Here is a 16,685-nt window from a genome sequence, read left to right on the forward strand (position 1 = left end):
ATACAGACGCCGGTTTTCGGCCACGGGTTGCCTACGCCACCTACGGACACGGCGGCGCTGGTGCGGGACCCAGCAGGTCCGCCGCGATGGCGGCGCGATGGTGAGCGGCGTCACCCCAGGCGGCGGACAGGGCCCACACCCGCCGCAGCCACAGCACCAGGTCGCACTCCTGGGTGTAGCCGATGGCACCGTGCACCTGCAGGCAGGAGCGGGCCGCCAGGTCGGCGGCGTCCGAGGCGAAGACCTTGGCCATGGCCGCGTCCCGCCCGGCGGACGGCCGACCGTGTTCGTGGGAGTAGGCGGCACGAAGGACGACGGGGTGGGCGAACTCCACCGCGCTCAGGACGTCTGCCAACTGGTGTTTGACCGCCTGGTACGAGCCGATGGGCCGCCCGAACTGGTGGCGCTGGCGGGCGTGGCGCACGGTCAGGTCGAGCATCGCGCGGGCGGCCCCCAGCAGATCTGCGGCGGCACCGATCGCGCCGAGCCGCGCGGCACGGGTGACGGCCTGCTCCTGCCGCACTGCCAGCAACCCGTCCGGGCTCATCGACATATCGACATAGGCGAGTCCCCGCCCAGGATCCACCCCTGGCGCTGGATGTATGTACGCCTCGGCGGCCGACCGCCCGTACAGCGTGTCGCCGTCGGCGACCAGCACGAAGTTCGCGTGCGCGGCGTGCGCGACCGGTGCCGTGCCAGGCCCGGCCAGCCGCACCGCGGGGACGGCGGCGCCCACGGCGAGGGCGCGCAGCCACTCGCGGGCGCGGCCGTCCGCGTCCACCCGCGCGAGCAACGTGGCCGCGACCGCGGCCTCCACCACCGGCTCCGGCGCGCACGCCCGGCCCGCCTCCTCCGCCACCGCGACCAGCGCGCCCGCGCCGAGGCCGAGCCCTCCGTGTTCCTCGGGCACCAGCAGGCCGGTGACGCCAATCTCGGCCAGCTCCGCCCACCGTCCGCGGGCGAACCCCGCACGCACCTCCCGCGGGGCGCAGCGGCGCTCCAGCACCGCCCGGACCGTGCGGGCGAACAGTTCCTCGTCGGCCGTCGGCGCGAGCCTCACCGGCCTTCCCCTTTCTCACCTTTCTCGCCGTTCGACCCTTTTGGTTCCTTTGGCAGGCCCAGCAGTCGTTCGGCGATGACATTGCGCTGGATTTCGTTGGTGCCCGCGTAGATGGGTCCCGCGAGCGAGAAGAGGTAGCCGTCGAGCCAGGGGCCGCCGGTCTCCGCCCATGGGCCGAGGAGTCGTTGCGCGGTGGCGTGCAGGTTGAGATCGAGTTCGGACCAGAAGACCTTGTTGAGGCTGGACTGCGCGCCGACGCGCTGTCCGTCGCCGAGTCGGGTGACGGTACGGAAGGTGTAGAGACGGTAGGACTCGGCGCGCATCCAGGCGTCCACCACGGCGTCGCGGAACGCGTTCGGGGTGTCCGTGCCCGCTTCCTCACCAGCGCTCACCCGGCGGTAAAGCTCCACCAACCGGTCGGCCGCGGCCAGGAACCGGCCGGGGCCGCGCAGGCTGAGGCCGCGCTCGTCGCCGGTGGTCGACATCGCGACGCGCCATCCCTCGCCGGGCTCGCCGAGCACGTCCGCGTCCGGTACGAAGACGTCGTCCAGGAAGACCTCGGCGAATCCCGGTTCGCCGCCGAGTTGCCGGATGGGGCGCACAGTGACGCCGTCGGCGGCGAGGTCGACCATGAGGTAGGTCAGGCCGTGGTGGCGTTCGGCCCGGGCGTCGGTCCTGAACAGGCCGAACATCCGGTGCCCGTAAGTTCCCCGGGAGCTCCAGGTCTTCTGGCCGGTCAGTCGCCAGCCGCCGCGCCGCCCGTCGCGCACCGCGCGCGAGCGCAGCGCCGCCAGGTCCGATCCGGCCTCCGGCTCCGACCAGCCCTGCACCCATATCTCCTCCCCGGCGGCCATCGGCGGCAGGACGCGGCGCTTTTGTTCCTCGGTGCCGTAGGCGAAGACGGCGGGGGCGAACAGGAAGATGCCGTTCTGGCTGACCCGGCCGGGCGCGCCCGAGCGCCAGTACTCCTCCTCGAAGATCAGCCACTCGACCAGTGACGCACCCCGCCCGCCGTACTCCGCGGGCCAGCTGACCACCGCCCAGCGGGCGTCGTACAGATGGCGCTCCCACCGCCGGTGCGCCTCGAAGCCGTCCGGGGTGTCCATGGACGGCAGCGGTTCGCTCGGCACATGCCGCGCCAGCCAGTCCCGTATCTCCCGCCGGAAGGCCTCTTCGGTCACGCTGAAGATAAGGTCCGTCACTTGCGCTAGCATAACCTGACGGATCGTCAGTTTTAAGAGTGCTTCCTCACCATCCCGCGGTCGGCATCAGCATCCTTTCTGGAGGGGTTGCCATGGCAGAGGCCTTCATCGTCGAAGCGGTGCGCACCCCGGTGGGACGCAAGAACGGCGCACTGTCGTCGGTGCACCCGGCCGACCTGGGCGCGCATGTGCTGCGCGCGCTGGTCCAGCGCTGCGGGATCGATCCGGCGGCCGTCGAGGACGTGGTCTTCGGCTGCCTGGACACGGTCGGCGGGCAGGCGGGTGATATCGCCCGCACCTGCTGGCTCGCCGCCGGGCTGCCGGAACACGTGCCGGGCGTGACGATCGACCGGCAGTGCGGCTCCTCGCAGCAGGCGGTGCACTTCGCGGCACAGGCGGTACTGTCCGGCACCAGTGACCTGGTGGTCGCGGGCGGCGTTCAGAACATGTCGCGGATTCCGATCGCCGCCGCGTTCCGGGTCGGCGCGGAGTACGGCTTCGCCGACCCCTTCTCGGGCTCCACCGGCTGGCGCGAGCGGTACGGGGACCAGCCCGTCAGCCAGTTCCACGGCGCGGAGATGATCGCGCACCGGTGGGACATCTCCCGCGAGGAGATGGAGCGCCTCGCGCTCACCAGCCACCACAGGGCGGTGCACGCGATCGACAGCGGCTGGTTCGAGAAGGAGACCGCGCCGCTACCCGAACTGGCGGTTGACGAAGGGCCGCGCCGGGACACCTCGTTGGAGAAGATGGCGTCCCTGCAACCGCTCGCACCGGGCGGACGGCTCACCGCCGCCCTCGCGTCGCAGATCTCCGACGGCGCGTCGGCGCTGCTGCTCGCCTCGGAGCGGGCGGTACGGGACCACGGGCTCACCCCGCGCGCCCGCATCCACCACCTGTCGGTGCGCGGCGACGACCCGATCGCCATGCTGACCGCGCCGATCCCGGCGACCGCGCACGCGCTGACCAGGACGGGCATGAGCATCGACGACTTCGACGCCATTGAGATCAACGAGGCCTTCGCATCAGTGGTGCTGGCCTGGCTGAAGGAGACCGGCGCCGATCCCGCCAAGGTGAACCCGTGTGGTGGCGCCATCGCCCTCGGTCATCCGCTGGGCGCCACCGGCGCGAAGTTGATGACCACGTTGCTGCACCAACTGGAGCGTGTGGGTGGCCGGTTCGGCCTGCAGACCATGTGCGAGGGCGGCGGCCAGGCCAACGTCACCATCATCGAGCGGCTGTAGACCCCACGGCGGTCACGACGCCCAACCGACCTCTTTAGCACGCTGGTTGTTCCGGCAGACGCCTATCCCTCCCCCACTTTCGTCGCGGTGTCGATGACCGTGAAGTGCGCACCCTGGTCGTCTATGACCGAGGACCAGCGGCCGTGCGGGCTGTCCTGCGGCTCCGTGCTGACCCTGCCGCCGAGTTCGCGCACGGTGGCCACCGCCTCGTCGCAGTCACCGACCACGAAGTAGACCCGGAAGTGTGCGGGCAGCCCGGCCGGGAAGTCCGGCCCCATCTGCAGGCGCCCTCCGATGTACTGGATCTCGGAGCCGCGTTCGAGCGTCCACACCTCGTAGTCGAAATCGCCGCCCGCCTCGCCTATCTGCTCGGTCTCATAGCCGAACACCCTTCGGTAGAAGGGGTCGACGGCGTCCTTCTCCCGCGTGTACAGCTCCGTCCAGCCGAACGCCCCCACCTCGTCCCGTTTGCCGAAGCCCTGATGTGTGCCGCCCTGCCATACGCCGAAGACGGCACCGCTGGGATCGGCGGCGATCACCATCGTGCCGAAATCGCCCACCTGACCCGGGCCCGTCACGATCTGACCGCCTGCCTCGCGTATCGTCTCGGCGATCCTGACCGCGTCATCCGACGCGAAGTACACCGTCCATGTGGTCGGCATGCGTCCGTCCCGCTTGGGAAGGAGCGCCGCGACGTGCCGTCCGCCGTGCAGCGCCAGGCTGTAGGAGCTGCCCGGCGTGCCGCCGTCTTCGAACGTCCAGCCCAGCAGCTCCCCGTAGAAGCGCTTGCCCGCCGCCACATCCGGGAGCATCGCATCCACCCAGCAAGGGGCACCTTCCGCGAACGCAGACATCGCCCTGAGTCCTCCCGTGCGATGGGATGTCGTCTCCTTGGCCACGCTAGCCCGGCAGCACGGCTTCCGCCCGCCCTGTGGATAACTCTGATCCGATCATCGGATCAGCGCATCGCGAGGCTGTGGACGGCGGTCAGCCGCGTCTCAGCCTCGGCGGCCACCCGCCGGACCAACTCCGCGCAGGACGGCAGGTCCTCGATGACCCCCGCCACCTGCCCTGAGGCCATGACACCCACGTCGGCGCGGCCGTCCACCATCGCCGCGCGCAGCAGTACCGGGGTGTTGGCCGCCATCAGCACCTGCGGCCAGTTCAACCCGCGCTCCTCGCGCATCGCCCGCCCCTCGCGCAGCATCGCGCGCAACGGCGTTCCGGACATCCGCGCGAAACGCAACGCGTTGCGCACGGCGCGCGGATAGCGGAGCAGCGGCCCACCGCGCTCCAGCGAGGCCACGAAATCGGTGGCCAGCACGCGGTGCGGCACACCGTCCACCTCACGGGTCACCGTGGTCCCGGTGACGTCCGCGGACAGATAGCGCCGCTGGACCGGACGTGGCACCGGGGCGTCCGAGGTGAGCAGGAAGCGGGTGCCCATCGCGATGCCGTCGGCGCCGTAGGCCAGCGCCGCGGCCAAGCCCCGGCCGTCGAAGAACCCGCCCGCCGCGACGATGGCGACGGACGAGCCCGCGAGGGCGTCCACCACCTGCGGCAGCAGCAGTGTGGTCGGCACCGGACCGGTGTGCCCGCCGCCCTCGCCGCCTTGGGCGACGACCGCGTCCACTCCCCACTCCGCCACCTTCTCGGCGTGCCGTCTGGCACCGATCGACGGCATCACGATCATCTCGTGACCGTGCGCCCGCTTGATCAGGTCGCGGCTGGGCGCCTGCGCGAACGAGGCGACCCGTACGCCCTCACGGCCCATGAGGTCGATCCGCTCGGCGGCATCGGGGGCGTCGGCCCGCAGGTTGACGCCGAAGGGGCGGTTCGGTGCCGCCGCCTTGACCTCGGCGATCGCGGCCGCCAGCTCCTCGTAGGCCATGGTCGCCGAGGCGAGCACGCCCAGGGCGCCCGCGCGGGCGGTGGCGGCGACCAACTGCGGATAGGCCACGTACCCCATCCCGGTCTGCACGATCGGGTGGTCGATGCCCACCAGGGCGGTCAGCCGGGTGCGCAGCGTCATCCCGGAACCTCGCGGTCGCGTAGCGAGCGCGGGTCGAGGACCTCACGGATCAGGCGCAGTTCCTCCGGGGTAGGGCCCGCGGTCACGGGTACGTCAACGCCCGGCAGCACCTGTCCCGATCCTTTGGGGGCGGCAAGATCAAAACCTGTCGCCTCGACAACTTCCGCGACCGTCACACCGGGGTGCACCGAGACCAGCCTCATCCGTCCGTCGCTGGTTTCGAAGTCCAGCACGCACAAATTGGTGATGACCCGCCGCAGGTCGTGGAAGCGGGCCGCGGGACCGGGCAGCGCGGCGGCACGGTCGTTTCCGACGCCGCACACGACGTCGACGTGGGCGGTGAGGACACGGCGGCTGTGCCGCGGTACCCAGTAGCTGGTGGCGTGGTTGACGGTGTTCCCGGGGGCACCGCGGGCCCCGAGGAGCTGGCGCTTGGGGCGTGCCCAGTCGCCGACACAGGAGATGTTCGCGTTGCCATACACGTCGATCTGCGCCGGGCCCATCATCACGTGGCGGCGCCCGTTGGCCAGCAGGTCGAGCACCGCGCGGTACGGCAGCCAGCCCTCGACGGTGAGGTCCTCAGCTGGTGTGCCCAGGGGGATGTCACCGTCGACGATCAGGGCGAGGCCGTCGGTGAGCACCAGATCCGGCGCGAACGTGGCGCGGGCGAGGCGGGCGCCGAGGGTGGGTACCGTGCCCATGGGGCTGGCGAGGATCTCGCCGTCACCGCGCCAGGCCTGCGCGCAAGCGGTGACGCAGACCTCGGCACGGGTCGCGGTGCTAGTCATCGCACGCCTCCGGCACGGACTCCTCGCGCGGCGTAGAACTCGTCCACAGCCTGTTGATACGACGGCTCGTCAGGGTGACCGAGGAAGCGGTCGGCGAAGGCGGCCCACTCCTGCGGGTCGGCCGCGGCCCGCGCGTACGCCTGCTGGAACGCTTCGTCGCGCCCGTACTGCGGCGGGCACTCGGTGAAGTGCGCCCCGCGTGGTGCCTCGATCACACCTGTCGTCAGGTACCGGTGGATGACCAGCGCGTGCAGGCAACCCGCCTGCCGCCGCAGCTCGGCGGTAGGGACAACGCGCTCGGCCGAGACATAGGCCGTCTTGGCCGCGAGGCAGAACAGGTCGTCGAAGTATGGGTCGGGCCCGGTCAGCGCCGCGTTGCCGCGCGGATCGGCGAGATTGGCGTGCACCAAGGCGACGTCCAGCTCCAACGGCGGCGCGGCCATCACCTCGTCACCACTGCCGTACGGATCGGCGACGGTGCGCAGGGCGGGCGCGTTGCGCGGCACGTCCGAGCCGATCCCGCCGCGCACCGGCATGAACGGCAGCCGTAGCGCCGCCGCCCGCAGCCCGGCGAGGAACATGCCCTCGTCCAGTTCCAGGGCCCGCACCGCGCCCGTCTCCCGGGCCGTCCTGAAGTGCGGTTCCAGGGGGATGGAGTCCAGCGACACGAAGCCGTAGACGACCTCGCGGATCTTGCCCGTGGCGCACAGCAGCCCCACGTCCGGACCACCGTAGGAAACGACGGTCAGGTCCTTGACGGGAGAGCGCAGCAGGGCGCGCACCAGTGCCATGGGCTTGCGGCGCGATCCCCAGCCCCCGATGCCCACCGTCATTCCGCTCTCGATGCGCGAGACGGCCTCGTCGGCGGTCATCCGCTTGTCCGTCATGTGCCCTCCCCTTGCGCCGGGCCGCCCGGGTCGCCAGCTCCATCGCCCCGGCCGAAGCCCTCGCGCAGCCGGTCGCTGACGCCGGTCAGGTTCAGCTCGAAGGTGAAGCCCTGTTCATAGCGGTAGGAGCGTTTGACGTCGACGGGGTCGATGCCGTTCAGGGACTGCTTGGCAGCGCGGATGACGACCACGTCCTTGGCGGCGATGCGGGCGGCGACGTCCAGCGCCGTCTCGCGCAGCCGGTCGCGGTCGACGACCGCGAGCACCGAACCGTAGCCATGGAGTTCGGCGGCGGTGGCGTACTGGGCCGTATAGACCATGTGCCGCATCCGCTGCTGCGGCACCAGGCGGGCCAGGTGCGTGGCCGCGCCCAGCGCTCCGCGGTCGACTTCGGGCAGCCCCAGGTAGGCGTCGTCCGAGGCGATCACGATGTCCGCGTTGCCCACCAGCCCCACTCCGCCACCCAGGCAGAAGCCGTGCACCGCGGCGATCACCGGTACCGGACAGTCGTACACCGCGGAAAAGGCCGCGGCGCAACCCGAGTTGGCGCCGAGCAGCGCGCCGTAGGCCCCCGCACCCGCGCGTGGTGGACGCCGCATTTCCTTGATGTCGACGCCCGCACAGAAGCCCCGGCCTTCGGCGCGCAGAACCAGCGCCCTTGTGCCGGGTTCCGATCCCTGCGCGTTAAGTGCGCGGGCGAGCTCAAACCACCCTGCCACGTCAAGCGCGTTGACCGGCGGGGCATCGATCACCACCTCCGCGATGCCCGTCGCCTGGTGCGCCACCCGTACCGCCATCAGACCTCCCTTCGCGCCGAGTTGAACCTAATCTGACGCTGCGTCAGTTCCTCTGGCACGATAGCCGACGTGATGGATGACCTGGAAGGGCAAGTCGCACTCGTTACGGGCGGCACCCGCGGCATCGGCCGGGCGATCGCGGAGCGGCTCCGCGCAGCGGGCGCCGAGGTCGCCGTATGCGCCCGTGGGAGGCCGCGGACGCTGCCGGACGGCATCACCTTCCACCCAGCCGACGTACGCGACCCGCACGCCGTCAGCGCGCTGTTCGACCGGGTACACACCGCGTACGGACGGCTCGACCTGCTGGTCAACAACGCGGGCGGCTCCCCCTACGCGGAGGCCGCCACGGCCTCCCCGCGTTTCTCCCGCGCGATCATCGAGCTGAACCTGCTCGCCCCGCTGTACTGCGCACAGGCGGCGTACCTGATCATGCGCGAGCAGCCCGGTGGCGGATCCATCGTCAACATCGGCAGCGTCAGCGGGGTCCGTCCCTCCCCCGGCACCGCGGCCTACGGGGCCGCCAAGGCAGGACTGTCCTCGCTCACCCGTTCCCTGGCCGCCGAGTGGGCGCCGAAGGTCCGGGTGAACTGCCTGGTCGTGGGCCTGGTACTGACCGACGACGAGACCGGCGGCGCAGCGCAGGCGGCTCGCGCCCACTACGGGGACGAGGCCGCCAGGCGAACACTGGGCGCCGCCATTCCCATGGGCCGACTGGCCCGCCCCGAGGAGATCGCGGATCCGGTGCTGTTTCTGGCATCACCCGGCGCGCGCTATATAACCGGCGCTGACCTGCATGTTCATGGTGGAGGGGAGCGCCCTCCCCATTTGCACGCAGCCGAATCGCGCACTGATCACCCGAAGGTAAACTGACGGCATGACAGGACAAGTTCGCACCGTCGACGGCCGAGTTGCAGGGCGCCGCGGGCAGGCGACGCGGCAGAAGCTGCTCGAATGCCTCAGCGAGATGCTCAGCAGCTCGCCGTACCGGGACGTCAAGGTCATCGACGTCGCCCGGATGGCGGGTACCTCCCCCGCAACGTTTTACCAGTACTTCCCCGATGTCGAGGGCGCGGTCCTCGAACTCGCCGAGGAGATGGCCAAGGAAGGAGCGACCCTCACCGATCTCGTCGCAGGGCGCACCTGGACGGGCAAGCCCGCCTGGGCCGCCGCGGAGGACCTGGTGGACGGGTTCCTTTCCTTCTGGCGTAAGAACGACGCCATTCTGCGCGTCGTCGACCTTGGCGCGGCAGAAGGGGACAAACGGTTCTACAAGATCCGCATGAAGATCCTCAACGCCGTCACCAACTCCCTCACCGACTCCATCAAGGAGCTTCAGAGCAAGGGCCGGGTCGACAAGACGGTCAGCCCGGCGGCGATCGCCGGTTCTCTGGTGGCCATGCTCGCCGCAGTGGCGGCGCACCAGAAGGGCTTCCAGTCCTGGGGCGTCAAGCAGGCTGAGCTCAAGCCCAACCTGGCGCTCCTGGTGCACCTGGGTGTGACCGGTAAGAAGCCGACCAAGTAACAGCGCAAGCACCATTCGGCGGCGGCCCAGCGCCGTGTCGCCAGTTCGTCCTGCCACGTCCTGCCAGCCATTGACGCGGGCGTCGGCCGGCCCTCGGGGGAGGTAGCCGGTCCGGCGCCCGCGTCGGCGTGTGGGGCTCCCACCGCCCGTTCTGGCGCCGCTTCGGATGGCGCCCGGTCAATTGCGCGGCGTGAGCCGGAACAGCCGGATCTCCCGTTCCACCCGCTCCGCGTACTTCGCGTACGGCGGCCAGAAGCGCACCACGGCGTCCCACACCCGCGCGCGCTCGGCACCTTCGAGCAACGCGGCCGTGACCGGGATGTCGCGCCCCTTCCAGTTGATGCGAGCACTCGGGTTCCTGATCAGGTTGCCCGTCCAGGCGGGGTGGCCCGGCCGCCCGAAGTTGCTGCCCACCAGCACGAAGGTCCCGTCCTCGGCGGGCATGCAGGCCAACGGGGTCTGCCGTGGCTGGCCGCTGCGCGCACCCGTGGACGTCAGGACCACACTGGGCAGCATCCGGGCGCCCAGCATCACCCTGCCGCCGGTCGAGCGGTGGACGAGCCGGTCCAGCGCCGGAAGGACATACGGCGCGACCTTGGCGAACGCCCTGGTGGACGAGACCTCCTGGACGATCCGCCGCACGGCGCTTGCCGCCGTCATGCGACCGCCCCCTCGGCCACACCGGCACCGAGCACCCCGGCCCGCCGTGCGGCATGCGCCCTGAGCCGGTGCACGGGGCCGAAAACCAACTCGTCGGCGGCAGCCCGCTTGAAGTACAGATGCGCGTGGTGCTCCCAGGTGAAGCCGACCCCACCGTGGAGCTGGATCGACTCCCCGGCCACGTGAGTCAGCGTCTCCAGCGCCTGCGCGAGGGCCAGCGGGCCGACGACGCCGATGTCGTCCTCCCTGCCGCCACCATTGGGCGCGCTCTCCCGGCCCGCCGCCCAGGCGGCGTAGTACGCGGCCGAGCGCGCCGCCTCCACCCGCACATAACCGTCGGCGAGACGGTGCTTGACCGCCTGGAACGATCCGACGGGCCGTCCGAACTGCCGCCTCACCCGCAGATACGCCACCGTGCTGGACAGCGCGAAGTCCGCGGCCCCCACCGCCTGCGCGGCCAGTACGGCCGCGGCGAGCCCACCGGTGCGCACTAGTGCCGCCGACAGTTCGTCCGCTCTCGGCCCGACCGCCCCGCCCAGGGGCACGGCGGCCACGTCACGCAGTTCCACCCGCGCCTGTGGACGGGTCCCGTCCAGCGTGGTGAGCCGGGTGCGGGTCAGCCCGGGCGCCGTCGCCTCCACCATGAACAGGCGGGTTCGACCGCGCACGTAGCCACCGGTGTGCGCGGCGACCAGCAGCAGCCCGGCACTGTGCCCGTCCAGCACCTGGTCCGCCTGCCCGTACAGCCACCAGCCGTCGGCGGCCTGACGGGCCTGTACGCCGCCCGCTCGCCCACCCCCGGCCCAAGGGCCGTCATTGGGTCCGGTCAGCCCGAGAACAGCGCCCAGCGGCCCGGGAACGGCCAGCGCGGCCGTCAGCTCGCCCGCGGCGATGCGCGGTAGGTATGCGGCCCGCTGCTCCTCGCTGCCCAACTCCGCGATGAGCGGTGCCACGAGCACACAACTGGCCAGCAGCGGAGCTGGCAGCAGCACCCGGCCTGTCTCCTCACACGCCAGCACCAGCTCGGTGGCGCCGCAGCCGACGCCGCCGTACCGCTGCGGGAGGGCCAGGCCAGGCAGCCCGAGCCGCTGTGCCAGTAGCCGCCACAGTTCCGTGTCGTATCCAGCGGGAGTGCGGCACGCGGCCCTGACCTGGTCGGGTCCGCACCGCTCGCGTAGCAGGTCGCGCAGGGTGCGCCGGATCTCGTGCTGTTCCTCGGTGAACTCGGCATCCATCGGCGGATCCTTCCAGGCGGGCCACCGCAACACTCCCATTACCTGACGTCTCGTCATATTAGGGAGCCGGGCATCCCGAGCACAGGGGTACGCCACGACGAGATCGCACGGCCGCCGCCAAACTGAGGTACCGTCAGATTTATGCCGACGCCCGTGATATCCCGCGACGGTCGCAAGGTCGCCGTCATCGGGGTGGCCCTGGCCGACTGCGGTCGGGTCGATGAGCTGACCCCATACGCCCTGCACGCACAGGCCGCCCGACGCGCCCTGGCGGACTGCGGGCTGGACCGGTCGGTGGTCGACGGCTTTGGGTCGGCGGGACTGGGCACCCTGGCGCCCGTGGAAGTGGCCGAATACCTGGGTCTGCGCCCCACCTGGGTCGATTCCACCGCCGTTGGCGGCTCGACCTGGGAAGTGATGGCGGCGCACGCCGCCGACGCCATCGCCGCCGGGCACGCCAACGCCGTACTGCTGGTCTACGGGTCCACCGCGCGCGCCGACCTCAAGGCCGGACGCCGTACCGCCAACCTCTCCTTCGGCGCCCGCGGCCCCCTGCAGTTCGAGGTGCCGTACGGGCATACGTTGATCGCCAAGTACGCGATGGCCGCCCGACGCCATATGCACGAGTACGGCACGACGCTGGAGCAGCTCGCCGAGGTAGCCGTCCAGGCCCGCGCGAACGCCAGCCGCAACCCCGACGCGATGTACCGGACGCCGATCACCGTCGACGAGGTGCTCTCCGGCCCGGTGATCGCCGACCCGTTCACCAAACTGCACTGCTGCATCCGCTCCGACGGCGGCTGCGCGGTTCTGCTGGCCGCCGAGCAGTACGTACCGGACACCGTCAAGCCTCCGGTGTGGATCCTGGGTACCGGTGAGTGCGTATCGCACAGCACGATGTCGGAGTGGGATGACTTCACCGTGTCACCCGCTGCGGTCTCCGGACGGCTTGCCTTCGCGCGGGCCGGAATCCGGCCGTCCGACATCGACGTGGCACAGATCTATGACGCGTTCACGTACATGACGCTGGTGACGCTGGAGGACCTGGGCTTCTGCGGTAAGGGAGAGGGCGGCGCGTTCGCCGCCGATGGGCGACTGCTGACCGACGGCGAACTGCCGGTCAACACCGATGGCGGCGGACTGTCCGCCTGCCACCCCGGTATGCGTGGGCTGTTCCTCCTCGTCGAGGCCGTACGGCAGTTGCGGGGTGAGGCGGGCGGCCATCAGGTACGCAGGCGTGGGCGGTTGCCACAACTGGCCGTGGCAAGCGGGACGGGCGGCTGGTTCTGCTCCTCGGGCACCGTCGTCCTGGGGCGCGACTGAGACCGCGCGCTCAAGGCGCGGTCGGCACCTCGGGCGCCGGATCGACGGCGAGCCGGGCATGCAGATGCAGGTCGCGAGGTATGCCGCCCAGGTCGATCCGCGCGCCACGCAACAGCCCCTCGTAGGCGTACGCACACCGGCGGGCGACCGCGCAGGACGCCTCATTGTCGGTGTCGTGCCCCAACTCGAGCCGGTACAGCCTCAGATCACGAAACGCCCAACGGGTGAGCGCCTCAAGCGCCCGCGACGCTATGCGCCGTCCCCGGTCCTCCCGGATCACCCAGTAGCCGACCCGCCCGCTACGCATCCTCGCGTCGGACAACTGCACGCCGACATGACCGCGGACATCACCGTCCTCACAGACGGCGAACGACACCGTGTCACCGCGCGCCCAACCCTCCCGGCGGCTCCGTATGAACCTCAGGGCACCCTGCTCGTCCTCTATCGGCGCTGCGGGCGTGTTCCAGCGGTTGAAGTCCGGATCCGACAGGCCACGTAGCGCGGCTTTCACATCGTCCTCCTCCCAGGGGCGCAGCGTCAGTCCATAGGCCTGGAGTTCGACAGGTCGCAGCATGCACTCATTCAACACCTGTACCGGCCACGCGGAACACGGGAATTAAGCGCGCCCCGCCGTCCGCACCCGCCCGGAAGGCCACCCGCAGTTCCATGCCGACCCGCAGGTCGGACGCCGCGCAGTCGACTATCTCCGTCATCATGCGCGGCCCTTCGGCGAGGGTTACCACCGCTGCCGTGTACGGCACACGGTCCGCGAAGGGCGGCAGATCGTTGCGGTGGACGACCGACCAGGTGTAGAGGGTGGCCCGACCGCTGGCCTCCTCCCAGTCCACGGCATCGCTCCAGCAGTGCGGGCAGAACTCACGCGGGTAGTGATGCGCGACACCGCAGCCCCGGCACCGTCGGATCAGCAACCGGCCTTCGGCTGCCGCGTCCCAGTAGCGGCGGGTGAAGGCGTCGATCTCCGGCAGGTCGAAGCGCCCCTCTGGCATGGCTGTTCCCTCCGTTCGCGCCCCACCGTCAGAAGAGTCCGAACGCCGCGTCGAGCGACCAGTGCTGCCAGCACATGGCGAACAGCCCCACCAGCGATATCAGCGCCATCATCGAGTTCTGCCCCTGCTCGGCCCAGTCGTGGATCATCAGCACGAAGTAGATGAGGTTGAGCAGCAAGCCGCCCACCAGGGCTATCGGTGTCAGCAGCCCGAACGTCAGGCCCAGTCCGAGGGCGAGTTCGGCATACGCCACCACATAGGCGATCGTCTTGGGCCGAGGGGCCACGACCGCACTGAAGCCGTTGCGCACCAAGGACCAACGGTGCCTTTCGGCGATGTCGGCCGCCCAGGCGATGCCCGAACCGCGCTCGAACCATGCCTTCTTGTCCTTGTGCCGCCAACTCTCCAGCCACCACAGGCCCAGACCTATGCGCAGCACGGCGAACCAGTCGCCACCCGTCAGCCAGAGCGTGTGCACCATGGAACTCCTTCCTCAGCAGATTCCCCCGGCAGTTGGCACATCTCGTCGATCCATCCGCCCCCCCCTGAGCGAAGCCGTCGACCGGCTCTCGGCGCACGCGAGCCCTGCGGAAGCTTCTCGCTACTGACCAGTTCCTGGCGCTCGCTCAATTCAGTAATCTGACTAAGCGTCAGCTAAGTCAACAGTGCACCAGGAGCGGGCGGGACCCATGCTTGGATCGACACACGGCAGCCTCAGCACCGACCCCCGTTCGGCGCGGGCCGTGGCCTGCGGCGAACGTCCTGGACCCGCCGTGCACGGCGCCGCGGACCTCGACGTCAGCGGACGGCCGCTGTACGCACCGGTGCCCGACCTCGACCGGTTCTTCCGCCCGGAGACGGTGGCCGTGATCGGCGCCTCGGACGCCGAGGGCAAGCCGAACACCGGTATCACCCGCCAGCTGATGGCCTGGTCCGATCGAGTCGGCGCCCGGCTCCTCCCGGTCAACCCGGGACGCGAGACGGTCTTCGGGCTTGCGTGCCACGCATCCGCCGCGGAGCTGCCGCAGCCGGTTGACCTCGCGGTGTTACTGGTCTCCGATCCGCTGCCGGTGATCGAGGAACTGGCCGACGCCAAGGCGAAGTTCGCCGTCGCGTTCGCCTCAGGGTTCGCCGAGACCGGTGCGGCGGGCACGGCCGCCCAACGGCGCCTCGCCGAGGCGGTGAGCCGCTCAGGCCTGCGGCTGCTCGGGCCGAACACCAACCTCAACGCCTTCGAGCGGTTCCGCGACGACCTGGAAGGCCCGGCGATCGCGTTGATCACCCAGTCAGGCCACCAGGGCCGCCCGGTCTTCGCCCTCCAGGAACTCGGCATTCGGCTCAGCCACTGGGCGCCCACCGGCAACGAGGCGGATCTGGAAGCCGCCGACTTCATCTCGTATTTCGCGGAACGGCCCGAGGTGGGGGCCATCGCCGCGTATGTGGAAGGGCTCAAGGACGGCCGGTCGTTCATGCTCGCCGCCGATCGGGCGGCCCGGAACAAGGTCCCGATCGTCGCGATCAAGGTCGGCAGGACCGAGACCGGCGCCCGTACGGCCGCGTCGCACACCGGGAAGCTCACCGGCTCGGACGCCGTCACCGACGCGGCGTTCAAGCAGTTCGGCGTCATCCGGGTCGACGGCCTTGACGAACTCCAGGACACCGCCCATCTGTTGGCCCGCGCCAAGCCGCCGAGCGCCGAGGGCGTCGTCGTCTACTCCATCTCCGGCGGCACCGGCGCGCACTTCTCCGACCTGGCCAGTGCGGCGGGCCTGTCGCTTCCCGTACTGTCCGAAGACAAGCAGGCAGAGCTGCACCAGTGGATACCCGAGTACCTGAGCGTGGCCAACCCAGTGGACAACGGTGGCCATCCAGTGGGCGACTGGCGGGGCCGCAGGATCATCGACGCGATCCTGGCCGACCCGTCCGTTGGTGTGCTGGTCTGCCCGATCACCGGGCCGTTCCCGCCCATGAGCGACAAGCTGGCCCAGGACCTGGTGGACGCGGCCGAGCACACGGACAAGCTGGTGTGCGTGGTGTGGGGCTCGCCGGTGGGCACCGAGGAGGCCTATCGCAGCACACTGCTGGGCTCCTCCAAGGTCGCCACGTTCCGCACCTTCGGCAACTGCGTCACCGCGATCAAGGCCTATCTCCAGCACCACCGCTTCGTCGCCGACTACCGGTCCCCCTTCACCGACGCGCCACGCACGCTCTCGCCGTCCGTCCGCAAGGCCAGGCCGCTGCTGCGCAAGGGACAGCGACTGAGCGAGCACGCGGCCAAGCAGTTGCTTCGGGCGTACGGAATCCGCGTGCCGCGGGAGCAGTTGGTGAACAGTGCCGCCGGAGCGGTTCGCGCGGCCGGGCTGGTCGGCTACCCGATCGTGATGAAAGCCTCCGGTGCCCAGCTGTCGCACAAGACCGAACTCGGCTTGGTCCGGATCGGGTTGACCTCCGCCAGCCAGGTCCGCGACGCCTATCGGGAGCTGACCGACATCGCCCGCTTCTGGAACATCGATCTGGACGGTGTCCTGGTCTGCCAGATGGTGGAGCAGGGTGTGGAGATGGTCGTCGGCGTCCACCACGACCCGTTGTTCGGCCCCACCGTGACCGTGGGTCTCGGTGGTGTGCTGGTCGAGGTGCTGCGGGACACAGCGGTGCGAGTTCCCCCCTTCGGGCCACAAGAAGCCCATGCGATGCTGCGTGAACTGCGCGGGTACCCCCTTCTCGAGGGGGCGCGCGGCCAACCGCCCGCCGATGCCGACGCGTTGGTGGATGTGATCCTGCGAGTGCAGCGCATGGCGATGGAACTCGATGACAGCCTCGCTGAACTGGACATCAACCCGCTGATGGTGCTGCCCCGCGGTCAGGGCGCGGTGGCGCTGGACGCGCTCGCGGTGTGCCGGTGAGCCAGGCGCGGCGCCCGGCCGATGC

At 70.5% G+C, this 16,685-nt stretch carries 17 protein-coding genes; 5 read left to right on the forward strand and 12 right to left on the reverse strand.

Annotation, left to right across the window (positions count from 1 at the left end; genetic code table 11):
* Nucleotides 1-40: 40 nt before the first annotated feature.
* On the reverse strand, nucleotides 41-1,060 hold the full coding sequence (locus NON19_RS33365; protein ID WP_255926407.1) for an acyl-CoA dehydrogenase family protein: 1,020 nt from the start codon (nucleotides 1,058-1,060) through the stop codon (nucleotides 41-43).
* Entirely contained in the window at nucleotides 1,057-2,262 is a 1,206-nt protein-coding gene (locus NON19_RS09930) for an acyl-CoA dehydrogenase family protein (protein ID WP_255926409.1), read from the reverse strand. Before NON19_RS09930 ends, NON19_RS33365 begins: the two co-directional genes overlap by 4 nt.
* 92 nt (nucleotides 2,263-2,354) lie before the next feature.
* On the opposite strand from NON19_RS09930, the gene NON19_RS09935 reads away from it, so the two are divergent.
* On the forward strand, nucleotides 2,355-3,506 hold the full coding sequence (locus NON19_RS09935; protein WP_255926411.1) for an acetyl-CoA C-acetyltransferase: 1,152 nt from the start codon (nucleotides 2,355-2,357) through the stop codon (nucleotides 3,504-3,506).
* A gap of 62 nt (nucleotides 3,507-3,568) precedes the next feature.
* On the opposite strand, the gene kbpA is transcribed toward NON19_RS09935, so the two are convergent.
* The 5 genes from kbpA to NON19_RS09960 form a co-directional block, all read right to left on the reverse strand.
* Nucleotides 3,569-4,360, reverse strand: a complete 792-nt coding sequence (gene kbpA, locus NON19_RS09940; RefSeq protein WP_255926413.1) for an AfsK-binding protein KbpA — start codon at nucleotides 4,358-4,360, stop codon at nucleotides 3,569-3,571.
* 104 nt (nucleotides 4,361-4,464) lie between these two features.
* Complete coding sequence (locus NON19_RS09945) at nucleotides 4,465-5,532, reverse strand: NAD(P)H-dependent flavin oxidoreductase (protein WP_372514064.1); 1,068 nt, start codon at nucleotides 5,530-5,532, stop codon at nucleotides 4,465-4,467.
* A gap of 2 nt (nucleotides 5,533-5,534) precedes the next feature.
* Nucleotides 5,535-6,326, reverse strand: coding sequence for a CoA-transferase subunit beta (locus tag NON19_RS09950; RefSeq protein ID WP_255926416.1), 792 nt, complete (start codon nucleotides 6,324-6,326; stop codon nucleotides 5,535-5,537).
* Nucleotides 6,323-7,213 carry a CoA transferase subunit A gene (locus tag NON19_RS09955; protein WP_255926418.1) on the reverse strand — a complete coding sequence of 297 codons (891 nt, stop codon included), beginning with the start codon at nucleotides 7,211-7,213 and terminating at the stop codon, nucleotides 6,323-6,325. Before NON19_RS09955 ends, NON19_RS09950 begins: the two co-directional genes overlap by 4 nt.
* Complete coding sequence (locus tag NON19_RS09960; protein WP_255926420.1) at nucleotides 7,210-8,010, reverse strand: enoyl-CoA hydratase family protein; 801 nt, start codon at nucleotides 8,008-8,010, stop codon at nucleotides 7,210-7,212. The genes NON19_RS09955 and NON19_RS09960 overlap by 4 nt, the downstream gene beginning before the upstream one ends.
* 72 nt (nucleotides 8,011-8,082) lie before the next feature.
* On the opposite strand from NON19_RS09960, the gene NON19_RS09965 reads away from it, so the two are divergent.
* On the forward strand, nucleotides 8,083-8,880 hold the full coding sequence (locus NON19_RS09965) for an SDR family oxidoreductase (protein WP_255926526.1): 798 nt from the start codon (nucleotides 8,083-8,085) through the stop codon (nucleotides 8,878-8,880).
* Nucleotides 8,881-8,884: 4 nt separating this feature from the next.
* Entirely contained in the window at nucleotides 8,885-9,532 is a 648-nt protein-coding gene (locus tag NON19_RS09970) for a TetR family transcriptional regulator (RefSeq protein WP_255926422.1), read from the forward strand.
* 177 nt (nucleotides 9,533-9,709) lie between these two features.
* On the opposite strand, the gene NON19_RS09975 is transcribed toward NON19_RS09970, so the two are convergent.
* The gene (locus tag NON19_RS09975; RefSeq protein WP_255926424.1) at nucleotides 9,710-10,192 is read right to left on the reverse strand and encodes a nitroreductase/quinone reductase family protein; all 483 of its coding nucleotides are present in this window, start codon (nucleotides 10,190-10,192) and stop codon (nucleotides 9,710-9,712) included.
* Nucleotides 10,189-11,427 (reverse strand): acyl-CoA dehydrogenase family protein, encoded by a 1,239-nt coding sequence (locus NON19_RS09980; protein WP_255926426.1) that lies wholly within the window; start codon nucleotides 11,425-11,427, stop codon nucleotides 10,189-10,191. The genes NON19_RS09975 and NON19_RS09980 overlap by 4 nt, the downstream gene beginning before the upstream one ends.
* Before the next feature lie 141 nt (nucleotides 11,428-11,568).
* Here NON19_RS09980 and NON19_RS09985 point away from each other — a divergent pair, with 141 nt between their 5' ends.
* Nucleotides 11,569-12,750 (forward strand): thiolase C-terminal domain-containing protein, encoded by a 1,182-nt coding sequence (locus NON19_RS09985; RefSeq protein ID WP_255926428.1) that lies wholly within the window; start codon nucleotides 11,569-11,571, stop codon nucleotides 12,748-12,750.
* A gap of 10 nt (nucleotides 12,751-12,760) precedes the next feature.
* Here NON19_RS09985 and NON19_RS09990 read toward each other — a convergent pair whose 3' ends face one another.
* The 3 genes from NON19_RS09990 to NON19_RS10000 are packed head-to-tail and all read right to left on the reverse strand — an operon-like array spanning nucleotide 12,761 to nucleotide 14,235.
* The gene (locus tag NON19_RS09990; RefSeq protein WP_255926430.1) at nucleotides 12,761-13,324 is read right to left on the reverse strand and encodes a GNAT family N-acetyltransferase; all 564 of its coding nucleotides are present in this window, start codon (nucleotides 13,322-13,324) and stop codon (nucleotides 12,761-12,763) included.
* A gap of 4 nt (nucleotides 13,325-13,328) precedes the next feature.
* Complete coding sequence (locus NON19_RS09995) at nucleotides 13,329-13,757, reverse strand: Zn-ribbon domain-containing OB-fold protein (RefSeq protein ID WP_255926432.1); 429 nt, start codon at nucleotides 13,755-13,757, stop codon at nucleotides 13,329-13,331.
* 28 nt (nucleotides 13,758-13,785) lie between these two features.
* A complete protein-coding gene (locus NON19_RS10000; RefSeq protein ID WP_255926528.1) occupies nucleotides 13,786-14,235 on the reverse strand; it encodes a DoxX family protein in 450 nt (149 codons plus the stop codon).
* A gap of 211 nt (nucleotides 14,236-14,446) precedes the next feature.
* On the opposite strand from NON19_RS10000, the gene NON19_RS10005 reads away from it, so the two are divergent.
* Nucleotides 14,447-16,660, forward strand: coding sequence for an acetate--CoA ligase family protein (locus NON19_RS10005; protein WP_255926434.1), 2,214 nt, complete (start codon nucleotides 14,447-14,449; stop codon nucleotides 16,658-16,660).
* The last annotated feature ends 25 nt before the right edge of the window (nucleotides 16,661-16,685 follow it).

Source organism: Streptantibioticus rubrisoli, from assembly GCF_024436055.1.
Classification (GTDB): Bacteria; Actinomycetota; Actinomycetes; order Streptomycetales; family Streptomycetaceae; genus Streptantibioticus_A; species Streptantibioticus_A rubrisoli.